Origin of the sequence: Citrobacter telavivensis, from assembly GCF_041807075.1 — a bacterium.
GTDB lineage: Bacteria > Pseudomonadota > Gammaproteobacteria > Enterobacterales > Enterobacteriaceae > Citrobacter_A > Citrobacter_A telavivensis.
In genome coordinates, this window is record NZ_JBGUBF010000015.1 from 21,654 (window position 1) to 40,591 (window position 18,938).

General features: G+C 51.7%; 13 protein-coding genes and 1 other RNA gene. 11 read left to right on the forward strand and 3 right to left on the reverse strand.

Annotation, left to right across the window (positions count from 1 at the left end; all coding sequences use genetic code 11):
• The 3 genes from ACERJC_RS24965 to garD form a co-directional block, all read right to left on the reverse strand.
• A complete protein-coding gene (locus ACERJC_RS24965) occupies positions 1-945 on the reverse strand; it encodes a carbohydrate ABC transporter permease (protein ID WP_152406112.1) in 945 nt (314 codons plus the stop codon).
• 80 nt (positions 946-1,025) lie between these two features.
• Positions 1,026-2,285, reverse strand: a complete 1,260-nt coding sequence (locus tag ACERJC_RS24970) for an ABC transporter substrate-binding protein (RefSeq protein ID WP_373672703.1) — start codon at positions 2,283-2,285, stop codon at positions 1,026-1,028.
• Between the two features lie 355 nt (positions 2,286-2,640).
• A complete protein-coding gene (garD, locus tag ACERJC_RS24975) occupies positions 2,641-4,212 on the reverse strand; it encodes a galactarate dehydratase (protein ID WP_373672702.1) in 1,572 nt (523 codons plus the stop codon).
• Positions 4,213-4,594: 382 nt separating this feature from the next.
• Between garD and garP the strand changes: the two genes are divergently transcribed.
• The 11 genes from garP to tdcG all read left to right on the forward strand — a co-directional run bounded on the left by garP (position 4,595) and on the right by tdcG (position 18,718).
• Positions 4,595-5,929, forward strand: a complete 1,335-nt coding sequence (gene garP / locus ACERJC_RS24980) for a galactarate/glucarate/glycerate transporter GarP (RefSeq protein ID WP_178823119.1) — start codon at positions 4,595-4,597, stop codon at positions 5,927-5,929.
• A gap of 28 nt (positions 5,930-5,957) precedes the next feature.
• A complete protein-coding gene (garL, locus tag ACERJC_RS24985; RefSeq protein WP_046487582.1) occupies positions 5,958-6,728 on the forward strand; it encodes a 2-dehydro-3-deoxyglucarate aldolase in 771 nt (256 codons plus the stop codon).
• A 29-nt stretch (positions 6,729-6,757) separates the two neighbouring features.
• Positions 6,758-7,648, forward strand: coding sequence for a 2-hydroxy-3-oxopropionate reductase (gene garR, locus ACERJC_RS24990; protein WP_286631649.1), 891 nt, complete (start codon positions 6,758-6,760; stop codon positions 7,646-7,648).
• A gap of 97 nt (positions 7,649-7,745) precedes the next feature.
• A complete protein-coding gene (gene garK, locus ACERJC_RS24995) occupies positions 7,746-8,891 on the forward strand; it encodes a glycerate 2-kinase (RefSeq protein WP_178823121.1) in 1,146 nt (381 codons plus the stop codon).
• A gap of 32 nt (positions 8,892-8,923) precedes the next feature.
• Positions 8,924-9,300, forward strand: an RNA gene (rnpB, locus tag ACERJC_RS25000) — RNase P RNA component class A.
• A gap of 1,006 nt (positions 9,301-10,306) precedes the next feature.
• Entirely contained in the window at positions 10,307-11,245 is a 939-nt protein-coding gene (tdcA, locus tag ACERJC_RS25005; protein ID WP_042325209.1) for a transcriptional regulator TdcA, read from the forward strand.
• 99 nt (positions 11,246-11,344) lie between these two features.
• Entirely contained in the window at positions 11,345-12,334 is a 990-nt protein-coding gene (tdcB, locus tag ACERJC_RS25010) for a bifunctional threonine ammonia-lyase/L-serine ammonia-lyase TdcB (protein ID WP_152406101.1), read from the forward strand.
• 34 nt (positions 12,335-12,368) lie between these two features.
• Positions 12,369-13,700, forward strand: coding sequence for a threonine/serine transporter TdcC (gene tdcC, locus ACERJC_RS25015; RefSeq protein WP_152406100.1), 1,332 nt, complete (start codon positions 12,369-12,371; stop codon positions 13,698-13,700).
• 31 nt (positions 13,701-13,731) lie between these two features.
• Positions 13,732-14,940, forward strand: a complete 1,209-nt coding sequence (gene tdcD, locus ACERJC_RS25020) for a propionate kinase (RefSeq protein ID WP_178824150.1) — start codon at positions 13,732-13,734, stop codon at positions 14,938-14,940.
• A gap of 33 nt (positions 14,941-14,973) precedes the next feature.
• On the forward strand, positions 14,974-17,268 hold the full coding sequence (tdcE, locus tag ACERJC_RS25025) for a 2-ketobutyrate formate-lyase/pyruvate formate-lyase (protein ID WP_102602845.1): 2,295 nt from the start codon (positions 14,974-14,976) through the stop codon (positions 17,266-17,268).
• 85 nt (positions 17,269-17,353) lie between these two features.
• Positions 17,354-18,718 (forward strand): L-serine ammonia-lyase, encoded by a 1,365-nt coding sequence (tdcG, locus tag ACERJC_RS25030; RefSeq protein ID WP_152406098.1) that lies wholly within the window; start codon positions 17,354-17,356, stop codon positions 18,716-18,718.
• Positions 18,719-18,938: the final 220 nt, after the last annotated feature.

Consider the following 18,938-nt stretch of genomic DNA (forward strand, 5'->3'; position numbering starts at 1 on the left):
TTACTGTGCCTTAAGCCGTTTGCCTATCCATACTTGCAGCAGGGTCAGTACCATCGTGATAACGAAAATCACCACGGCAATCGCTGAGGCGTACCCTTTTTCATGGTAGATAAAGGCATATTTATAAAAGAGATAAGCGATGGTCATGGTCTGATCGTCCACCATGGAAGAACTGCCAAACAGCAGATACACCACATCGAATATTTGCAGCGTTTCGATAAATGAGATCACCAGAACAAAGAACAGCGTCGGGATCATCAACGGCAGGGTAATTGACCAGAAGCCGCGCAGTTTACTGATGCCATCCAGAGACATAGCTTCATAGATTTGCCTGGGGATCCCCTGCAGTCCGGCGAGCAGAATGATCATCTTCAGAGCAATAGCCGACCAGATAATGACCAGTGACGCGCTCAGACGGACAATATCCGGATCGGACAGCCAACCGATGGCAGGGATATCGAAATAGGCCAGGATCTGATTGAGCAAACCGAAATTACGGTTCATCAACCACTGCCAGACCATCGCAATGGCGGCTGGCATTGTGACGGCCGGAAGAAATAACAGCGTGCGGAACAACCATTGACCGCGAATCGCCTGGTTTAAACCAATGGCCAGCAGTAAAGACAGTACCGTGATCGCCGGTACACAAATAAAGACGTAGGCCAGCGTGTTAAATATGGCTGAGCGGAATTCATCATCGCTGAATAAATTAATGTAATTATCCAGACTGATTGTCGTCCAGATCTGAAATTCGCCCAGATCGGTAAAACTGTAAAATACGTTCTGGAAGAACGGCGTAAAGTAAAAAATAACTAATCCCGCCAGTAGCGGCAGAATCATTATCCACCCCCAGAAACGTTCTTCTTTTTCCAGTCGGGTCAGGGATTTCTTATTGGGTTCCCTGGCCGATAACGGCGGAGATGTCGCTTCATCTGAATAGCTCATACAGACTCCGGGATGCTCACTTTACAAACAATAAATGGGTTTACGCAGGAGAGGTGAGAGGGAGCCGGGCTCCCTCAATATTATTTCTGCATTTCACGCTCAACGCGTTTTGCAACACCGGGCATCACTTGTTGCGGATCATTCCCCATCCAGACTTTCTTCAGCCCATCGTTAAGAATGCTATTCCATTTTGCGGTATTGGAACCGGCAGTGGGATATTTATGGGAAAACGCCAGTGAATCGATATAGGCGGAGACATCGATATCCTTAAAGCCTTCAGCCCACGCTTTGGCGACTTTCTGATTGGCCGGAATCACCACTTTACCCGCGGCCAGCGTTTGCTGGGCATGTTCAGAACTCATAAATTCAATGAACTTCCAGGCCGCTTCTTTATGTTGGCTTTTGGCCGACATGGCGAATGCCAGGCTATGCGAGACGCCAGCCTGTTCTGCCATTTTGGGCATTGGGACTACGCCAATATGATCTTTGATCAGTTCGTTTTGTGAGAAGGGTAGCGCCCACCATGAGCCCGCGTAGACCATTGCGACTCTGCTGGACTGGAAGACATCGGATGCTTCCATTTCACCTGGGGGCTGGATCAGTCCCGCTTTCAGCATACCCTGAACGTCGCGATATACCGCGATCGCGTTGTCATTGGCAACATCCGTTTTACCCTCAGGCAGGACAATCTTATCGCCGGCCTGTAACAGCAGGTTAAAATAGCTGTCCTGACCGCTGCTGAATTCCATTGCCAGTGGATAAGATTGTTGATCCAGTTTTTTACGTAGCTGTTCTGATTTCTGTTTTAAATCGTCCCACGTCCAGTTTTTATCGGGATAAGCCACGCCCGCCTGATCAAACATTTTTTTGTTATACCAGACGGCAATGGCGTCGATATCACGAGGTATAGCGTATTGTTTTGACTGGAACTGATAAGCATCGACGGAACTTTTCACAAAGTCATCAAGGTTGGGCGATGATTTATCTTTTAAATAAGGGGTCAGTGGTTCCAGCATACCGTTTTTAACGTACTGCTGAAAATTCGGCATATTCATCCAGAATACATCCGGCGCAACATTTCCCCCGACCGCTGAACTGAGTTTTATGAAATATTGATCATAAGGCGTTAACTCGATTTCAACTTTCACACCGGGGTTATTTTTTTCAAACTCATTAACCAGTTGCTGTTCGCCGGGAAGTTGATTTCGATCCCACAGCGTGTAGCGTAATTTAACGGGTTTATCTGTCGTCTGGCCTTCAGCACTGGCGATAGCCGGTGCCGTCAGTAAACATGTAAAAAGGCATGCCAGGGCGACATTATTCTTATTTAAGGTATACATAACTTCCCTCTTTATTCGGGTCAGAATGTCGGTGAGGTAAATTACAGAAGCCATTGAATATTCTGTTTAACAAAGGGGAAAGTCAAAGGGGGAAAAATGAGGGGATTATCGCATTAAAACCGGTGGCGCTTTCGGTAGGTTTCTCTTTTATCAAAACGAAAAGAGGGCAGAAAGGGAGACTTCAGGTGTTGCGCTTTCTTTCAACAGCTTAGGATTTTTCTACCGGTGAAAATCGAAAAATGTCGGGTGAAAAATTAACCTTCAAAACTGCGAGCACTATCACTTTATCTTTCGGGGACGGGAAGAAAAACGGGGAGCACTCCCCGTTTTCCCGGTTGCTTTCGTTTCGAAAATATCAGGTCACTGGCGCCGGGTTAAACACCGCCAGCTGGTTGTGTAGTCCCCATTGGTCGGAGAAGGTTTTTTTACGGCCGCTGGCGACATCAAGAATAAACTCGAACAGCTTCTGGCCGACGTCCTCAATGGTCTCTTCGCCTGTGGCGATGGTGCCCGCATTGATATCCATTAAGTCGTACCAGCGGTTTGCCAGTTCAGTACGGGTCGCCATCTTAATGACCGGCACGGCCATCAGGCCATATGGGGTGCCCCGACCGGTGGTGAACACTTGCACGGTGATCCCGGAAGCCACCTGTTGTGTGCCGCAGACAAAATCGCTGGCTGGTGTCGCAGCATAAATCAGACCGCGTTTGGTCGGACGCTGGCCCGGAGAGAGCACCTCGACAATCGCGCTTTTGCCGGACTTCGCAATTGAGCCCAGCGCTTTTTCCACTACATTCGCCAGACCGCCCTTTTTGTTACCCGGAGAGGGGTTAGCGCTGCGGTCAGTTTTTCCCATATCGAGATAGTTATCGTACCAGGCCATCTCTTCCAGCAGACGTTTACCGACCTCTTCGTTGATGGTGCGAGGCGTCAGCAGATGAATCGCATCACGGACTTCGGTGACTTCAGAGAACATCACCGTGGCCCCGCAGCGTACCAGCAGGTCAGAGGCATAGCCCACCGCCGGGTTTGCCGTCACGCCGGAAAACGCATCGCTGCCGCCGCACTGCATCCCGACGACCAGTTCAGAGGCCGGGCAGGTTTCGCGCTGGCGCAGGTTCAGCTTGGCCAGATGGCGCTCAGCAACCTGCAGGATATCATCGACCATGGAGCGAAAGCCCACGTGCTTCTCGTCCTGCAGGCTGACGATGCTGGCGCTATCTACCGGAATACTTTGCACATCGTCCGTGCCTTCCAGCAAACGTTCCGGCTGTAGTTTTTCACAGCCCAGGCCAATGACCATCACTTCACCGCCAAAGTTTGGGTTCAGTGAGATGTTATGGATGGTGCGGATAGGTACCACCGCAGCAGGGGCGTTAATTGCCACGCCGCAGCCGTACAGGTGGTTAAGTCCCACCACGCCATCGACGTTCGGGTATTTAGGCAACAGATCGCGCTCGATGATTTTGACGACGTGATCCACCACGCCCGCCACGCAGTGCACGCTGGTGGTGATGCCGAGCAGATTCTTGGTGCCCACGCTGCCATCGGCGTTGCGGTACCCTTCAAAGGTATAGCCTTCCAGCGGCGGCAGTGGTTCCGGTACTTTGGTCGCCAGCGGCAGGGTATTCAACGGCGGGGCTTTCGGCAGCTCAACCATGGATTCATCAATCCAGCTTCCACGCGGAATGTCGCGCACGGCGTAGCCGATCACTTCACCATAACGTACGATTTCGCCATGAACCGGAATATCCACCAGCGCGACTTTATGTCCCTGTGGAATATGCTCAATAAGCTCCAGTCCATCCGGGAAACGCGTCCCGGCTTTCAAACCATTGTCATTAACAATGATCGCCACATTATCTGTCTCGTGGACCTTTATATAAAATGCGCTCGGCGATTCTTGTCTGATTTCGATGTTGGCCATTGTCCAGTATTCTCCAGCCGGGGGTGATATTAATATAGAGGGTTCTACGAATCTGATTATTAAAATAAGGATGTCCTGTCGTGAAATAAGGATGTCAGGAGTTCAAAATTAAGAATGTGATCCAGATCACTCGTTATGGTGAAAGCCCTGCTATCAGGGGGAGTAAAGCGTAAATATGTGCATCAGCGCCCAGCGTTATGTGCATGTGCTCAAGATATTATTTGTAATAAGCATTGTTAATGAGCATCTGCACAATGCTTAATGCTTCCCGCCTGATTATACTGAATCACGAAATGAGTATCTGCATTAATTAATAAGCGATAGCGTCTGTCATCAATAAATAATAATAAATACGTCTGCTTAAGTTCCTGAGGTAAATAAAATGATCCTGGATACAGTTGAAGAAAAAAAGAAAGGTACGCATACCCGCTATTTAATTCTGTTGATAATTTTTATTGTCACTGCGGTTAACTATGCGGACCGGGCGACGCTATCCATTGCCGGTACCGAAGTCGCCAAAGAGTTGCAGTTGAGCGCCGTGTCGATGGGCTACATCTTCTCTGCATTTGGCTGGGCCTACCTGCTGATGCAAATCCCCGGCGGCTGGCTGCTCGATAAGTTTGGTTCGAAAAAAGTTTACACCTACAGCCTGTTCTTCTGGTCGCTGTTCACCTTCCTGCAAGGCTTCGTGGACATGTTCCCGCTGGCCTGGGCAGGGGTCTCCATGTTCTTTATGCGATTTATGTTGGGTTTCTCGGAAGCGCCTTCATTCCCGGCAAACGCCCGTATCGTGGCGGCCTGGTTCCCGACCAAAGAGCGTGGAACCGCGTCGGCCATCTTTAACTCTGCCCAGTATTTTTCACTGGCACTGTTCTCGCCGCTGCTGGGCTGGTTGACCTTTGCCTGGGGCTGGGAGCACGTCTTTACCGTGATGGGCGTCATCGGGTTTGTCCTGACGGCGCTGTGGGTCAAACTGATTCATAACCCCACTGACCACCCGCGGATGTCCGCAGAAGAGTTGAAGTTCATCTCTGAAAACGGTGCGGTCGTGGATATGGACCACAAAAAGCCTGGCAACGCAGTGGCCAGTGGTCCGAAACTGCATTACATCAAGCAGTTATTGACCAACCGCATGATGCTCGGCGTGTTCTTCGGACAGTATTTCATCAACACCATCACCTGGTTCTTCCTGACCTGGTTCCCGATTTACCTGGTGCAGGAAAAAGGGATGTCGATCCTGAAAGTGGGTCTGGTGGCTTCGATTCCGGCACTGTGTGGTTTCGCCGGCGGCGTGCTGGGCGGTGTGTTCTCGGACTATCTGATTAAGCGCGGTTTTTCTATCACCGTTGCACGTAAGCTGCCAATTGTGCTGGGAATGCTGCTGGCCTCCACCATCATTCTGTGCAACTACACCGACAACACCGCGCTGGTGGTGACGCTGATGGCGCTGGCCTTCTTTGGTAAAGGATTTGGCGCTCTGGGCTGGCCGGTTATCTCGGATACCGCACCGAAAGAGATTGTTGGCCTGTGCGGCGGAGTATTTAACGTCTTTGGCAATGTGGCATCCATCGTAACGCCACTGGTTATCGGTTACCTGGTAAGTGAACTGCACTCCTTCAACGCTGCGCTGGTATTCGTTGGTTGTTCCGCGCTAATGGCAATGGTGTGCTACCTGTTTATTGTCGGTGACATTAAACGTATGGAACTGCAGAAATAATTAACGGTTAAGTGACAAGGTAAAAGTGATGAATAACGACATTTTCCCGAACAAGTTCAAAGCAGCGCTGGCTGCGCATCAGATTCAGATCGGCTGCTGGTCAGCGCTGGCAAGCCCAATCAGTACCGAAGTTTTAGGACTGGCGGGCTTCGACTGGCTGGTGCTGGATGGCGAACATGCGCCAAACGATGTCTCCACCTTTATTCCGCAGTTGATGGCGCTGAAAGGCAGTGCCAGCGCGCCGGTTGTGCGTGTACCAACCAATGAGCCGGTCATTATCAAGCGTCTGCTGGATATCGGTTTTTACAACTTCCTGATCCCGTTTGTTGAAACGGAAGAAGAGGCGGTGAATGCCGTCGCATCAACGCGCTATCCGCCAGAAGGGATCCGCGGGGTGTCTGTATCGCATCGCGCCAACATGTTTGGCACCGTCCCGGATTACTTCGCGCAGTCCAACAAGAACATCACCATCATTGTGCAGATTGAGAGCCAGCAGGGCGTGGATAACGTCGATGCTATCGCTGCCACCGAAGGCGTCGACGGCATTTTCGTTGGCCCAAGCGATCTGGCGGCGGCGTTAGGCCACCTCGGCAATGCGTCTCATCCTGAGGTGCAAAAAGCCATTCAGCACATCTTTGCCCGCGCGAAAGCGCACGGCAAGCCGAGCGGCATTCTGGCACCGGTTGATGCCGACGCACGTCGCTATCTGGAATGGGGCGCTACGTTTGTTGCCGTCGGTAGCGACCTGGGCGTGTTCCGTTCCGCCACGCAGAAGCTGGCTGACTCCTTTAAGAAATAACCACCACCGAAACAAGAGAGATTATTGATATGACTATGAAAGTTGGTTTTATTGGCCTGGGTATCATGGGTAAACCAATGAGTAAAAACCTCCTGAAAGCAGGTTACTCGCTGGTGGTTTCTGACCGTAATCCTGAAGCGATCGCTGACGTTATCGCGGCAGGCGCAGAAACCGCTCCTCACGCTAAAGCGATTGCTGAGCAGTGTGATGTCATCATCACCATGCTGCCGAACTCTCCGCATGTGAAAGAGGTAGCGCTGGGCGAAGGCGGCATTATCGAAGGGGCGAAACCGGGCACAGTGCTGATCGATATGAGTTCTATCGCGCCGCTGGCGAGCCGTGAAATCAGCGACGCGCTGAAAGCCAAAGGCATCGATATGCTGGACGCGCCGGTGAGTGGCGGTGAACCAAAGGCCATCGACGGCACGCTGTCGGTGATGGTTGGCGGCGACAAGGCGATTTTCGATAAGTACTATCCCCTGCTGAAAGCCATGGCGGGTTCCGTTGTTCATACCGGTGACATCGGTGCGGGTAACGTCACCAAGCTGGCAAACCAGGTGATTGTGGCGCTGAACATTGCGGCGATGTCCGAAGCGCTGACGCTGGCAACCAAAGCCGGTGTGAATCCGGATCTGGTCTATCAGGCGATCCGTGGCGGCCTGGCGGGTAGTACCGTACTGGATGCGAAAGCGCCGATGGTGATGGACCGTAACTTCAAGCCAGGTTTCCGTATCGACTTGCACATTAAAGATCTGGCTAACGCGCTGGATACGTCTCACGGTGTTGGTGCTCAGCTTCCGCTGACTGCGGCAGTTATGGAGATGATGCAGGCGCTGCGTGCTGACGGCCTGGGAACCGCCGACCACAGTGCGCTGGCGTGCTATTACGAAAAACTGGCGAAAGTGGAAGTCACTCGCTAATGACCTTGTGCCCGGATGGCGCGTCGCGATCCGGGCCTGGATTGTAGGCCGGATAAGTAAAACGCCATCCGGCGTTGTGCAGTAACAGGCGATCATCATGAAAATCGTAATTGCCCCAGACTCTTATAAAGAAAGCCTTTCAGCTACTGAGGTAGCGCAGGCGATAGAAAAAGGATTTCGGGAAATTTTCCCCGATGCGCAGTATGTTTCCGTTCCGGTCGCCGATGGTGGTGAGGGGACGGTTGAAGCCATGATTGCCGCCACGCACGGTTCTGCACATTCCGCTTTGGTGACCGGACCGCTGGGTGAAAAAGTGAATGCCAGCTGGGGCATGTCAGGCGATGGAAAGACCGCGTTTATTGAAATGGCGGCAGCCAGCGGACTGGCGCTGGTTCCCCCCGATAAACGTAACCCACTGATTACCACTTCGCGCGGCACCGGGGAGCTTATTTTGCAGGCGCTGGACAGTGGGGCGAGCAATATTATTATCGGCATTGGCGGGAGCGCGACCAATGATGGTGGCGCCGGGATGGTTCAGGCGCTGGGGGCGAAGTTGTGTGATGCCAACGGAACTGAAATGGGCTACGGCGGCGGCAGCCTGAATAGTCTCAACACCATTGATGTGTCTGGTCTGGATCCGCGTATAAAAAACTGTGCTATCCGCGTCGCTTGTGACGTGACTAATCCGCTGGTGGGCGAGCTGGGCGCCTCGCGGATCTTTGGTCCGCAAAAAGGGGCGACGGAGGCGTTGATCCTCGAACTGGACCGCAATCTGGCTCACTACGCAGACATCATTAAAAAATCGCTGGGTGTGGATGTGAAAAACGTGCCTGGCGCAGGCGCGGCAGGTGGCATGGGGGCGGCGCTGATGGCATTCCTCGGCGCGGAGCTGAAAAGCGGGATTGAGATAGTCACTCAGGCGCTCAATCTGGAAGAACATATTCACGACTGTACGCTGGTTGTTACTGGTGAAGGGCGCATCGACAGCCAGAGTATTCACGGCAAAGTGCCGGTTGGCGTGGCGAACGTAGCGAAAAAATACCACAAGCCGGTGATTGGTATTGCGGGCAGTCTGACGCGGGATGTCGGCGTGGTGCATCAATATGGGATCGATGCCGTGTTCAGCGTATTAACCAGTATTGGTACTCTGGAAGAGGCTTTTCGCGGCGCATTTGACAACATTTACCGGGCATCGCGAAACATTGCGGCGACGCTGGCGGTGGGAATGCGCAGTGCGGGGTGACAAGGGCGTGCAAACCCTCTATACTGCGCGCCGAAGCTGACCAGACAGTCGCCGCTTCGTCGTCGTCCCTTTCGAGGGAGACAGGCGGAGGGGAGGAAAGTCCGGGCTCCATAGGGCAGGGTGCCAGGTAACGCCTGGGGGGGAAACCCACGACCAGTGCAACAGAGAGCAAACCGCCGATGGCCCACGCAAGTGGGATCAGGTAAGGGTGAAAGGGTGCGGTAAGAGCGCACCGCGCGGCTGGTAACAGTCCGTGGCACGGTAAACTCCACCCGGAGCAAGGCCAAATAGGGGTTCATAAGGTACGGCCCGTACTGAACCCGGGTAGGCTGCTTGAGCCAGTGAGCGATTGCTGGCCTAGATGAATGACTGTCCACGACAGAACCCGGCTTATCGGTCAGCTTCACCTCATAATGTATAAACCCGCTTCGGCGGGTTTTGCTTTTACAGGCTGCAACAACGCTGTTGCCTGATGGCGCTTCGCTTATCAGGCCTGCGAACGTCGACCCCGCTTCTGTAGCTCCTGTAGGCCGGATAAGATGCGATAGCATCGCCATCCGGCATGGTTTTGAGCTGCTCGCAGAATGACTGTCCACGACGCTATACCCGAAAGAAAGCGCCTTATCGGTCAGCTTCACCTCATAATGTATAAACCCGCTTCGGCGGGTTTTTGCTTTTACAGGCTGCAACAACGCTGTTGCCTGATGGCGCTTCGCTTATCAGGCCTACGAACGTCGACCCCGCTCCTGTAGCTCCTGTAGGCCGGATAAGATGCGATAGCATCGCCATCCGGCATGGTTTTGAGCTGCTCACAAATAAGAGATTTCTGGTTCTGTGAGCGGCAACACAAAACGCTGCCAGTGGTTAGTTTGTCGGGAGAAATGAAAAGCAAACGTTCTCTTAGATAAAATTACACTCTGTAAAAGTGAAAAATGTCAGTGTTAATGCATTGTTGTAAATGATAATTATTTGTATGCTTATATTTAATTAATGATAAATTCAATGTTTGTTTATAAACAAATAAGGCAAAAAAACGTGATGTATAACGTTATTTATCTCAACTTATGTCCTGAGTATAATTATATTTGATAAATTACTTATTAAATTTAATGAACAATTTGGCCATTAACTGCTCGATAATTGCTTGAAATATCGTCATTCCTCATTTTTAAACCTGAGGTGAAAATAACGTGTGTTATCGCCATAAAATATTGTTATCCCCCCCTATTTTTTTGACAAAAATCAGACTAAAGTGACATGGTATTTGTGTAATCAATTGAATTCAAACAAGTTATTTATTTTATAATAACCCCTTTAAATATAGGTGAAGGCAATTTGTGAGTAGTCGCACATATCCTGCTTCACGTAATTTGTTACACTTCACGCCGTCAACAAAGTTATTAACGCAGGTCGATATGAATACGTTTGCTCTCCCAAAAACACAGCAGTTGGTGGTCTTTCAGGAAGTAATCAGAAGCGGTTCTATCGGTTCTGCGGCAAAAGAATTAGGGTTAACTCAGCCGGCTGTCAGTAAAATCATTAACGATATTGAAGCTTATTTCGGCGTTGAGTTGGTGGTCCGCAAAAATACCGGTGTCACCTTAACCCATGCCGGGCAGGTTTTACTTTCCTGGTCCGAATCCATCACCCGTGAGATGAAAAACATGGTGAATGAGATGAACAGCATGACCGACAACACGGTGGTTGATATCTCATTCGGGTTTCCTTCGCTGATTGGTTTTACCTTTATGTCCGATATGATCCAGAAGTTTAAAGAGGTCTACCCAAAATCGCAGGTCTCCATGTATGAGGCGCAACTCTCCTCATTCCTGCCAGCGATCCGCGACGGGAGACTGGACTTCGCGATTGGTACGCTCAGCGACGAAATGAAATTGCAGGATCTGCACGTCGAGCCGCTCTTTGAGTCGGAGTTCGTGCTGGTGGCGAATAAGTCCCGAACATGCACCGGCACCACCACACTGGAATCGTTGCAGAACGAACAGTGGGTGTTGCCACAAACGAATATGGGCTACTACAGCGAACTCCTCACCACCCTGCAAAGAAATGGCATCAGCATTGAAAACATCGTTAAAACTGACTCTGTTGTGACCATTTATAATCTTGTTCTCAATGCTGATTTTCTGACAGTGATTCCGTGCGACATGGCCGCACCTTTTGGTTCAAACCAGTTTATTACTCTCCCTGTAGAAGAATCGTTACCCATTGCGCGCTATGCCGCAATATGGTCAAAAAACTATCGCATTAAAAAAGCTGCTTCTGTTTTGGTTGAATTAGCCAAAGAATATTCATCTTATAAAGGTTGCAGGCGAAAGCAATTAATTGAAATCAACTAACCGATTAAATTTAATTTAATCCTTTATTCATACCATCGATCTTAATATCAGACGTTGGTTACGGCTATCTATTACTTTACTATCAGGTAAGAGGTTACAATGCACATTACTTACGATCTCCCGGTTGCCATTGAAGATATCCTCGAAGCAAAAAAAAGACTGGCGGGGAAAATATATAAAACAGGCATGCCTCGCTCAAACTATTTTAGTGAGCGGTGCAAAGGGGAAATATTCCTTAAATTTGAAAACATGCAGCGTACCGGTTCATTTAAAATTCGTGGCGCATTTAACAAACTCAGCTCATTGACGGATGCAGAAAAACGCAAAGGCGTTGTCGCCTGTTCAGCGGGTAACCACGCACAAGGGGTTTCCCTCTCCTGCGCAATGCTGGGTATTGATGGCAAAGTGGTGATGCCAAAAGGCGCGCCGAAGTCGAAAGTGGCCGCCACCTGCGACTACTCTGCGGAAGTGGTGCTGCACGGCGACAACTTCAACGACACCATCGCCAAGGTCAGTGAGATTGTCGAAATGGAAGGGCGTATTTTTATTCCGCCGTATGACGATCCGAAAGTCATTGCCGGCCAGGGCACTATCGGTCTGGAAATTATGGAAGACCTGTATGACGTCGATAACGTGATTGTTCCTATCGGCGGCGGCGGTTTAATTGCAGGTATTGCTATCGCCATTAAATCAATTAACCCGACCATTAAAGTGATTGGCGTGCAGTCCGAAAACGTGCACGGCATGGCGGCGTCTTATCAGGCTGGAGAAATAACCACGCACCGAACGACCGGCACCCTGGCGGATGGTTGTGATGTTTCCCGCCCGGGTAATTTAACCTACGAAATTGTGCGTGAATTAGTGGATGACATTGTCCTGGTCAGCGAAGACGAAATTCGCAACAGCATGATTGCTTTAATTCAACGTAATAAAGTGGTGACCGAAGGTGCAGGTGCACTGGCATGTGCTGCTTTATTAAGTGGGAAATTAGATGGTTATATCCAGAACAGAAAAACGGTCAGCATCATTTCTGGCGGAAATATCGATCTTTCTCGTGTATCGCAAATTACGGGTTTAGCTGACGCGTAAATCCGGCTATTAATCTCTTCGTTGAGGATAGGATATGAGTACTACTGACAGCATTGTATCCAGCCAGACAAAACAGTCGTCCTGGCGTAAATCGGACACCACCTGGACACTGGGTTTATTTGGTACTGCCATCGGCGCCGGGGTGTTGTTCTTCCCCATCCGCGCAGGATTTGGCGGCTTAATCCCCATTCTTTTGATGTTGGTACTGGCGTACCCCATCGCCTTTTATTGCCACCGCGCGCTGGCGCGTCTGTGTCTGTCCGGGTCAAACCCGTCTGGCAACATCACGGAAACGGTAGAAGAGCACTTTGGTAAGACGGGCGGCGTGGTTATCACGTTCCTCTATTTCTTCGCGATTTGTCCGCTGCTGTGGATTTATGGCGTCACCATTACCAACACGTTTATGACGTTCTGGGAAAACCAGTTGCAGATGCCAGCGCTGAACCGCGGCTTTGTGGCCCTGTTCCTGCTGCTGCTGATGGCGTTCGTTATCTGGTTTGGTAAGGATCTGATGGTTAAAGTGATGAGCTACCTGGTATGGCCGTTCATTGCCAGCCTGGTGCTGATCTCGCTGTCGCTGATCCCTTACTGGAACTCTGCGGTGATCGATCAGGTCGATATCAGCAATATCGCGTTAACCGGTCACGATGGCATTCTGGTCACCGTGTGGCTGGGGATCTCCATCATGGTGTTCTCATTCAACTTCTCGCCGATCGTCTCGTCTTTCGTGGTCTCTAAACGTGAAGAGTACGAGAAAGATTTTGGTCGTGAATACACCGAGCAGAAATGTTCTCAGATCATCTCTCGCGCCAGCATGCTGATGGTGGCCGTGGTCATGTTCTTCGCCTTTAGCTGCCTGTTCACGCTCTCTCCGGCAAATATGGCGGATGCGAAAGCGCAAAACATTCCGGTACTGTCTTATCTGGCAAACCATTTCGCGTCCCTGTCCGGTACGAAATCGACTTTTGCCACTGTGCTGGAATATGGCGCGTCCATTATTGCGCTGGTTGCCATCTTTAAATCCTTCTTCGGTCACTATCTGGGAACGCTGGAAGGGCTGAACGGTCTGGTGCTGAAGTTCGGTTATAAAGGCGATAAAACGAAGGTGTCCTCTGGCAAGCTCAACACCATCAGCATGATCTTCATCATGGGTTCCACCTGGGTTGTTGCCTACGCCAACCCGAACATTCTGGACCTGATTGAAGCGATGGGTGCACCGATTATTGCTTCACTGCTGTGCCTGCTGCCGATGTATGCCATTCGTAAGGCACCGTCGCTGGCGAAATACCGTGGTCGTCTGGATAACGTGTTTGTCACCATCATTGGTCTGCTGACCATTCTGAATATCGTGTACAAACTGTTTTAATCCTTAAGCTCAGGATGAGCGGAGTAGTGAAATGAATGAGTTTCCGATAGTTCTGGTCATTAATTGTGGATCGTCTTCAATTAAGTTTTCAGTACTGGATGCAAATAACTGCGATGTATTAATGGCAGGCATTGCGGATGGTATTAATTCGGAAAATGCGTTCTTATCTGTAAATGGAGGTGAGCCAGTCACACTGGCTCACCACAGCTACGAAGGCGCATTAAAGGCGATTGCTTTTGAACTGGAAAAACGTAATTTAAATGACAGCGTGGCCTTAATTGGCCACCGCATTGCTCACGGTGGAAATATCTTTACCGAGTCAGCCATTATTACCGATGAGGTGATTGACAATATTCGCCGTGTTTCACCATTGGCACCGTTACATAATTACGCGAACCTGAGCGGGATTGAATCCGCACAGCATCTGTTCCCCGGCGTCACACAGGTGGCGGTATTTGATACCAGCTTCCACCAGACCATGCCGCCAGAGGCTTATCTGTATGGTCTGCCGTGGAAGTATTTCGAAGAACTGGGCGTGCGGCGCTATGGTTTTCACGGAACGTCGCACCGCTATGTTTCTCAACGTGCCCATGAACTGCTAACGCTGCCCGAACAGGACTCTGGTCTGGTGATTGCCCACCTCGGCAACGGTGCGTCAATTTGCGCCGTCCGTAATGGACACAGCGTCGACACCTCTATGGGGATGACGCCACTGGAAGGGCTGATGATGGGCACACGCAGCGGCGACGTGGACTTCGGCGCGATGGCGTGGGTAGCCAGTGAAACCCATCAGACTCTGAGCGATCTGGAGCGGGTAGTGAATAAAGAGTCCGGTTTGCTTGGGATTTCTGGCCTGTCGTCTGACCTGCGGGTGTTGGAAAAAGCCTGGCATGAAGGGCATGAGCGCGCACAACTGGCGATTAAAACCTTTGTTCACCGAATTGCCCGTCATATTGCCGGTCATGCTGCCTCGTTACATCGTCTGGATGGCATTATTTTTACCGGCGGTATTGGTGAGAACTCGGTATTAATTCGTCGCCTGGTGGTTGAACATCTGGCGGTACTGGGGGTGAATATCGACAGCGACCGAAATAACCTGTCGAATTCTCATGGCGAACGCATTATTTCCACCCGTGATGCCCGGGTTAATTGCGCCGTGATCCCGACGAACGAAGAAAAAATGATTGCGCTCGATGCGATTCAATTAGGCCGCATTAATGCAGCCATGGAATACGCCTAATTTATTTGTAGTTCTGTAGAGAGATTATTTTTCATGAAGGTAGATATCGATACCAGCGATATGCTGTATGCCGAAGCATGGCTTGGCTTTAAAGGTACGGACTGGAAAGAAGAAATTAATGTCCGTGATTTTATTCAGCACAACTATACGCCTTATGAAGGGGATGAATCCTTCCTCGCTGACGCAACGCCTGCAACCACCGCATTGTGGGAAAAGGTGATGGCGGGCATTCGTATCGAAAACGCGACGCATGCGCCAGTCGATTTCGATACCAATATTGCGACCACCATTACCGCACACGATGCGGGTTACATCGAGCAAGAACTGGAGAAGATAGTCGGTCTGCAAACGGATAAACCGCTGAAGCGCGCGCTGCATCCGTTTGGCGGCGTCAACATGATCAAAAGCTCGTTCGATGCTTATGGTCGTGAAATGGATCCGAACTTCGAATACCTGTTCACTGAGCTGCGTAAAACGCACAACCAGGGCGTTTTTGACGCCTATTCTCCGGACATGCTGCGCTGCCGTAAATCCGGTGTGTTGACCGGTTTGCCGGACGGCTACGGTCGTGGGCGTATTATCGGTGATTACCGTCGCGTAGCGCTGTACGGCATCCGCTATCTGGTTCGTGAGCGTGAACTGCAGTTTGCCGATCTCCAGTCGAATCTGGAGTGGGGACAGAGTCTGGAAGCCACGATTCGTCTGCGTGAAGAACTGGCGGAGCACCGTCGCGCGCTGCTGCAAATGCAGGAGATGGCGGCGAAATATGGCTGCGATATCTCTCGTCCGGCGCGTAACGCGCAAGAGGCGGTACAGTGGGTCTACTTCGCCTATCTGGCGGCGGTGAAATCACAAAACGGCGGCGCGATGTCGCTGGGCCGCACCGCATCGTTCCTCGATATTTATATCGAGCGCGACTTTAACGCCGGGATCCTCACAGAGCAACAGGCGCAGGAGTTGATCGACCACTTCATTATGAAGATCCGCATGGTGCGCTTCCTGCGTACGCCGGAGTTTGACACGCTGTTCTCCGGCGACCCGATCTGGGCGACGGAAGTGATCGGCGGGATGGGGCTGGATGGTCGCACACTGGTGACCAAAAACGCCTTCCGTTACCTGCATACGCTGCACACGATGGGACCGGCACCGGAACCCAACCTCACCGTGCTGTGGTCAGAAGCGCTGCCGATTGCGTTTAAAAAGTATGCCGCGCAGGTCTCTATCGTCACTTCGTCGCTGCAATATGAAAACGACGATCTGATGCGTACCGACTTTAACAGCGATGACTACGCGATTGCCTGCTGCGTGAGTCCGATGGTGATCGGTAAACAGATGCAGTTCTTCGGTGCGCGCGCCAACCTCGCCAAAACGCTGCTGTATGCGATCAACGGCGGTGTGGATGAGAAGCTGAAAATCCAGGTGGGGCCGAAAACCGCGCCGCTGCTGGACGACGTGCTGGATTACGACACCGTGATGGACAGTCTGGATCACTTTATGGACTGGCTGGCGGTGCAGTACATCAGCGCGCTGAACATCATCCACTACATGCACGACAAGTACAGTTACGAAGCGTCGCTGATGGCGCTTCACGATCGCGACGTTTATCGCACGATGGCATGCGGTATTGCCGGACTGTCGGTGGCGGCGGATTCGCTCTCTGCCATCAAGTATGCAACGGTGAAACCGGTTCGTGACCATAACGGGCTGGCGGTCGATTTCGTGATTGAAGGGGAATATCCGCAATACGGAAATAACGACGAGCGCGTGGACAGCATCGCCTGCGATCTGGTTGAACGCTTTATGAAGAAAATTAAAGTGTTGCCAACCTACCGGAACGCGGTACCGACGCAGTCGATTCTGACCATTACCTCCAACGTGGTGTACGGGCAGAAAACCGGGAATACCCCGGACGGACGTCGCGCCGGGACGCCATTCGCGCCGGGCGCTAACCCGATGCACGGACGCGATCGCAAAGGCGCGGTTGCCTCGCTGACTTCGGTCGCGAAACTGCCGTTTACCTACGCGAAGGACGGGATTTCGTACACCTTCTCGATTGTGCCTGCGGCACTTGGGAAAGAGGATCCGGTGCGCAAGACCAACCTGGTCGGGCTGCTGGATGGTTACTTCCACCATGAAGCACACGTGGAAGGTGGGCAGCACCTGAACGTTAACGTAATGAACAAGGAGATGTTACTGGATGCCATTGAACATCCGGAAAACTATCCGAACCTGACGATCCGCGTCTCCGGCTACGCTGTGCGCTTCAACGCACTCACCCGTGAGCAGCAGCAGGACGTCATTTCGCGTACTTTCACCCAGGCGATGTAACGTTATCGGGGCGGTCTGCGGATCGCCCCGATTCACTATGCGTATGAAAACCTGGTCTCCACTGAACGAGTCCGAGGGTGTAGAAATGATTAGCGCATTCGATATTTTCAAACCTGGCATTGGTCCTTCCAGCTCCCATACCGTAGGCCCGATGAATGCAGGAAAACGTTTTATCGATCAACTGGTCAGCAGTGGACGCTTATCGCGCACGACGCGCATGTCGGTTGATTTGTATGGTTCGCTGTCGCTGACCGGAAAAGGCCATGCGACTGATACCGCCATTATGATGGGGTTGGCCGGGAACAGTCCGCAAAGCGTCAACATTGACGCCATCCCCGCGTTTATTGGCGAGGTGACCCGTACCGGTCGATTGCCGGTTGCTGAGGGGACGCATGTCGTTGATTTCCCGGTTGCCGAGAGCATTATTTTTCATGAAGAAACGCTACCACGGCACGAGAACGGAATGCGGATCACCGCCTGGGAAAACCAGGACACGCTGTTGAGTAAAACCTACTACTCCATTGGCGGCGGGTTTATCGTGGAGGAAGAGCGCTTTGGTCAGGCGCACGACGTAGAAACGCCGGTCCCTTATGATTTCCATTCCGCCAGAGAATTGCTGAAACTGTGTGAGCACAACGGCCTTTCGGTCTCCGGACTGATGATGCAAAACGAACTGGCGCTGCGCAGTAAGGCGGAGATTGATGCCGGGTTCGCCCAGATCTGGGATGTGATGCAGGGTGGCATTGAACGCGGGATGAATACCGAAGGGGTTTTACCCGGTCCACTGAATGTGCCGCGTCGCGCGGTGGCGCTACGCCGTTTGCTGGTCTCCAATGACAGTCTCTCCAGCGATCCGATGAACGTCATCGACTGGATCAACATGTTTGCGCTCGCGGTCAGTGAGGAGAATGCGGCAGGCGGGCGCGTGGTGACTGCGCCAACCAATGGCGCATGCGGTATTATTCCTGCGGTATTGGCTTATTACGATAAATTCCGTCGCCCGCTGAATGCCAACTCCATTGCTCGCTACCTGCTGGCGGCCGGGGCCATCGGGGCGCTGTACAAAATGAATGCGTCCATTTCCGGGGCGGAAGTCGGCTGTCAGGGGGAAATCGGCGTGGCCAGTTCAATGGCCGCGGCGGGGTTGACTGAACTGCTGGGCGGCAGTCCGGCGCAGGTTTGCATCGCGGCGGAAATCGCGATGGAGCACAACCTTGGCTTAACCTGTGATCCGGTGGCCGGACAGGTACAGATTCCGTGTATTGAACGCAATGCGATCAACGCGGTTAAAGCCGTTAACGCCGCACGTATGGCACTGCGCCGCACCTCTGAGCCGCGCGTCTCGCTGGATAAAGTCATCGAGACCATGTACGAGACGGGTAAGGACATGAACGATAAGTACCGCGAAACATCGCGCGGCGGCCTGGCTATCAAAGTGGTGTGCAGTTAGCTAACGCCAGAAAGCTTGCCGGATGGCGGCTGTCGCCTTATCCGGCCTACAGGTTCATCGTTCGTAGGCCCGATAAGCTTGCGCCATCGGGCGTTTAGTTGTTTTTGCCGGATGACGGCTGTCGCCTTATCCGGCCTACACGTTCACCGTTTGTAGGCCGGATAAGCCTGCGCCATCGGGCATTTAGTTGTTTTTGCCGGATGACGGCTGTCGCCTTATC

Bases quoted from the DNA above. Each gene is read 5' to 3' on its own strand.
- ACERJC_RS24965 (WP_152406112.1), bottom strand. From the start codon at position 945: ATGAGCTATTCAGATGAAGCGACATCTCCGCCGTTATCGGCCAGGGAA.
- garP (WP_178823119.1), top strand. From the start codon at position 4,595: ATGATCCTGGATACAGTTGAAGAAAAAAAGAAAGGTACGCATACCCGC.
- garK (WP_178823121.1), top strand. From the start codon at position 7,746: ATGAAAATCGTAATTGCCCCAGACTCTTATAAAGAAAGCCTTTCAGCT.
- garL (WP_046487582.1), top strand. From the start codon at position 5,958: ATGAATAACGACATTTTCCCGAACAAGTTCAAAGCAGCGCTGGCTGCG.
- garD (WP_373672702.1), bottom strand. From the start codon at position 4,212: ATGGCCAACATCGAAATCAGACAAGAATCGCCGAGCGCATTTTATATA.
- tdcG (WP_152406098.1), top strand. From the start codon at position 17,354: ATGATTAGCGCATTCGATATTTTCAAACCTGGCATTGGTCCTTCCAGC.
- tdcD (WP_178824150.1), top strand. From the start codon at position 13,732: ATGAATGAGTTTCCGATAGTTCTGGTCATTAATTGTGGATCGTCTTCA.
- garR (WP_286631649.1), top strand. From the start codon at position 6,758: ATGACTATGAAAGTTGGTTTTATTGGCCTGGGTATCATGGGTAAACCA.
- tdcA (WP_042325209.1), top strand. From the start codon at position 10,307: ATGAATACGTTTGCTCTCCCAAAAACACAGCAGTTGGTGGTCTTTCAG.
- ACERJC_RS24970 (WP_373672703.1), bottom strand. From the start codon at position 2,285: ATGTATACCTTAAATAAGAATAATGTCGCCCTGGCATGCCTTTTTACA.
- tdcB (WP_152406101.1), top strand. From the start codon at position 11,345: ATGCACATTACTTACGATCTCCCGGTTGCCATTGAAGATATCCTCGAA.
- tdcE (WP_102602845.1), top strand. From the start codon at position 14,974: ATGAAGGTAGATATCGATACCAGCGATATGCTGTATGCCGAAGCATGG.
- tdcC (WP_152406100.1), top strand. From the start codon at position 12,369: ATGAGTACTACTGACAGCATTGTATCCAGCCAGACAAAACAGTCGTCC.